Here is a 3,338-nt window from a genome sequence, read left to right as displayed (position 1 = left end):
AATAAATAATAAGTTTACTTTTTATAGGTTTATTCCATTTCTTGATTCTAATTCACTTCGTATCTCATCAAATTTGTGGTTAAAGTTTTTGTATTAGTTAAGGTTAAGGAAACAGTACTTGTTAAAGTAAAAGTTAAGGTCAAAGAAGGGGACGGTATAGATGTAAAAGTTTTAGTTAAGGTTGGAGGATCTAAGTCTAAAAAATCCGATAAACTTGTCCTACTACCAACCTCTACTACTCCAGACAGTAATTAGATCATCACGACTGCGCCACAACTACTCCAAACATTGGATTAACAACGTCATTTTTAGTCGATTTGACCAAAAAAGAAAAGGATACAAGCCCCCCGTAGTCGCTCATGGGGGAAACCAACGCCAGTCGTCTGCGACGGGAAACCCCTACGGGTTGCGCCAGTTGCTTTATGCCGGGAAACCCGTCCACCGCTTCGGGCTTACCGTCTCCAACGCTGGCTCCCCAAGACTGCGCTGCTCTGTTGGATTTATCCGTGGAAAGGGAAAAAGTATTTTCCTTATTCAAGCCCCTCGATTTATCGATGGGGTAACTGATAACTGATAACTGATAACTGAAATGACTGCTCCCCTGCCTATTTCTGGTTGGGCTTTCACCCTGTCGTTACACTTCTGATAAATCAGTTTCTAAAAGTGGTTCATCACTATATAAATCCCCTGGAGGAAATATAACATCTTCTGGGGTTGCGAAATCTTTGGCGACAGACATGGCGAGGTGAGTCTCTGTGCTATCAGTTTAGCGGATCCAAACAAGAAGATCAAAGAAGCGATCGCTTATCACATAATGCTTTAACATTTATCTAATAAAACTAATATATACATGAGAGTGGCAATGTCTACTATAAAAGAAGAAATGCCTGTTCTAGCTCGCCATGAAGGTGACTGGGTAGGAACTTATACAATTGTGGATGTAGAAGGTAAAATAACTGATAAGTATAAATCCCATTTAACTTGTCAGTTCCCAGAAGATGGTTCTTCTCCCTACTTCCAAACCAACCGTTACAAGTGGGCTAATGGCAAAGTAGAAGAATATGATTTTCCGGGAATGTATGTAGATAAGAAACTATTATTTGATACAGAGCGCATTCAAGGAGAAGCCTGGGAAATAGACGATTCCACAGTGGTTTTACGATTTACTTATAAAAGTCAACCAGAAATTTACGTCCTGGAAATGATTTATCTTAGCCCTGATAATAACTATCGTTCCCGTACCTGGCATTGGTTTAACAATGGTAAACTATTTCAGCGCACCCTGGTTCAAGAAGAACGAATGAAATAAAATCGCCAGCAAATCCCCAAAGGCGATGCTCTTTGAGAGCCACTATGCGGTGTAGGCGATCGCAACTTCCTGTAATGCTGGGAATTATGGGAAGTTGTTACTTTTTACTGCTAACTGATAACTGATAACTGATAACTGATAACTGTTTCCAACATGGCAAAAGGCGAAAAAATTAATTTTTCTACCCCTAGTGGTTTTCCAGAGTTTCTTCCCAGCGAAAAACGCCTGGAATCCTATTTACTTGATACTATTCGTAAAGTTTTTGAAAGCTACGGATTTACTCCCATTGAAACCCCGGCGATAGAAAGACTAGAGGTTCTCCAAGCAAAAGGGAATCAAGGGGATAATATTATTTATGGCATTGACCCCATTTTGCCACCAAATCGCCAGGCGGAGAAAGATCAGGCGGGGGAAGGTGGTTCTGAGTCTCGGGCGTTAAAATTTGACCAAACTGTGCCCCTAGCGGCTTATATTGCTCGCCATTTGAATGATTTAACTTTTCCTTTCGCCCGTTATCAAATGGATATGGTATTTCGAGGGGAACGAGCCAAGGATGGACGTTTCCGCCAATTCCGTCAGTGTGACATTGATGTGGTGGCGCGGCGGGAACTCAGTTTGCTTTATGATGCCCAAATGCCAGCAATTATTTCTGAGATATTTGAGGCGATTAATATTGGTGATTTCCTGATTCGCATCAACAACCGTAAGGTTTTGACGGGTTTCTTTCAGTCTGTGGGTATTGCAACTGAAAAAATTAAAACCTGCGTCACTATAGTTGACACCCTAGAAAAGGTGGGTGAAACAAAAGTTAAACAGAAGTTGGAACAAGAAGGAGTATCTCCAGAGCAAACTGACAAAATTATCGATTTTATTCAGATTGATGGCAATGTTGACAATATATTAAGTAAGTTGAAACACTTGAGCCAAAGTCTTCCCGAATCAGAGCAGTTTACTTTAGGAGTAACAGAACTAGAAACGGTAATTGCTGGGGTGAGAAATTTAGGGGTTGCTGAGAACCGCTTTAACATTGACTTATCAATTGCTCGGGGACTAGATTACTATACCGGTACAGTTTACGAAACCACTCTCTTGGGACATGAAGCCTTGGGTAGTATTTGTTCTGGGGGTAGATATGAGGAATTGGTAGGGACATTTTTAGGTGAAAAAATGCCGGGAGTAGGTATTTCCATTGGTTTAACCCGGTTAATGAGTCGCTTACTCAAAGCTGGGATTTTAAATGCTTTACCTCCCACACCAGCCCAGGTAATGGTGGTAAACATGCAAGAGGATTTAATGCCTACTTATCTTCAAGTATCGCAAAAGCTACGCCAAGCAGGATTGAAGGTGGTAACTAGTTTTGACAAACGCAATTTGGGTAAACAATTGCAACTGGCTGATAAACAGGGAATTAGATTTTGTGTGATTATTGGTTCTGAGGAAGCCACAACACAGAAGTCTTCCTTAAAAGATTTGCACACCAGAGAACAAGTAGAAATAACTTGGGATAATTTAGCTGAGGAAATTAACAAGCGATCGCAATCTTAATCTTATTTCAGGGTGAAGAACTGGTATTTTCACTCAGACGGTGAATATTCCAAAACAAGGAAAGTCCCACTCCACCATCTACGTAAATATGTTGACCCGTAATAAATCCACTCTCTGGGGAGCAAAGAAAAGCTACTAATGGAGCCACATCATCAGGTTGTCCCCATCTTCCCATGGGAGTGGCACTGGGTGGTATATTGTCAATATAGGGAAGTTTTTCTAAATATCCATCCCATGCTTCAGTTTTGATATAACCTGGAGTAATAATATTGACAGTAATTCCCCGTGGAGCTACGGCTACAGCATAGTGTTTCGCCAGGGTTTCCATCCCCGCTTTAGCTGGCGCAGCCATAGCATATACCTTACCTGGGTTATGAACACCACTAGCAGAGATAACTACGACCCTACCTTGTCCATCAGCCATATAACTTAATGCTTTTTCCATGCATCTGAGAAATGTTTTTGGGTAGAGTTCTTGAGCTTC

At 41.2% G+C, this 3,338-nt stretch carries 5 protein-coding genes and 1 pseudogene; 4 read left to right on the top strand and 2 right to left on the bottom strand.

The features are described from left to right. Positions 1 to 75: 75 nt before the first annotated feature. Positions 76 to 255, top strand: coding sequence for a hypothetical protein (locus CALSC_RS08980; RefSeq protein WP_088241021.1), 180 nt, complete (start codon positions 76 to 78; stop codon positions 253 to 255). A gap of 104 nt (positions 256 to 359) precedes the next feature. Then, a complete protein-coding gene (locus CALSC_RS25840; RefSeq protein ID WP_143288202.1) occupies positions 360 to 563 on the top strand; it encodes a hypothetical protein in 204 nt (67 codons plus the stop codon). 83 nt (positions 564 to 646) lie between these two features. Here CALSC_RS25840 and CALSC_RS25835 read toward each other — a convergent pair. Then, a pseudogene (locus CALSC_RS25835) lies at positions 647 to 739 on the bottom strand (Uma2 family endonuclease); the annotation flags it as partial. A 123-nt stretch (positions 740 to 862) separates the two neighbouring features. Here CALSC_RS25835 and CALSC_RS08970 point away from each other — a divergent pair. Together CALSC_RS08970 and hisS are read left to right on the top strand one after the other, a co-directional pair. Further along, a complete protein-coding gene (locus CALSC_RS08970) occupies positions 863 to 1,309 on the top strand; it encodes a DUF3598 family protein (RefSeq protein WP_088241019.1) in 447 nt (148 codons plus the stop codon). Between the two features lie 153 nt (positions 1,310 to 1,462). Continuing rightward, positions 1,463 to 2,854: a histidine--tRNA ligase gene (gene hisS, locus CALSC_RS08965; RefSeq protein WP_088241018.1), complete on the top strand. Its 1,392-nt coding sequence runs from the start codon at positions 1,463 to 1,465 to the stop codon at positions 2,852 to 2,854. A 7-nt stretch (positions 2,855 to 2,861) separates the two neighbouring features. Here the strand turns inward: hisS and CALSC_RS08960 are convergent. Beyond that, on the bottom strand, positions 2,862 to 3,338 hold a 477-nt coding region (locus tag CALSC_RS08960), incomplete at its 5' end, for an SDR family NAD(P)-dependent oxidoreductase (protein ID WP_143288201.1).

Source organism: Calothrix rhizosoleniae SC01 (assembly GCF_900185595.1).
Lineage (GTDB): Bacteria > Cyanobacteriota > Cyanobacteriia > Cyanobacteriales > Nostocaceae > Calothrix_A > Calothrix_A rhizosoleniae.
The sequence above is the reverse complement of the archived record's forward strand: the minus strand, read 5'-3'. Positions and strand labels throughout refer to the sequence as shown.

Coding starts and splice junctions, on each gene's coding strand:
- CALSC_RS25840 (WP_143288202.1), top strand. CDS start 360: ATGGGGGAAACCAACGCCAGTCGTCTGCGACGGGAAACCCCTACGGGT.
- CALSC_RS08970 (WP_088241019.1), top strand. CDS start 863: ATGTCTACTATAAAAGAAGAAATGCCTGTTCTAGCTCGCCATGAAGGT.
- hisS (WP_088241018.1), top strand. CDS start 1,463: ATGGCAAAAGGCGAAAAAATTAATTTTTCTACCCCTAGTGGTTTTCCA.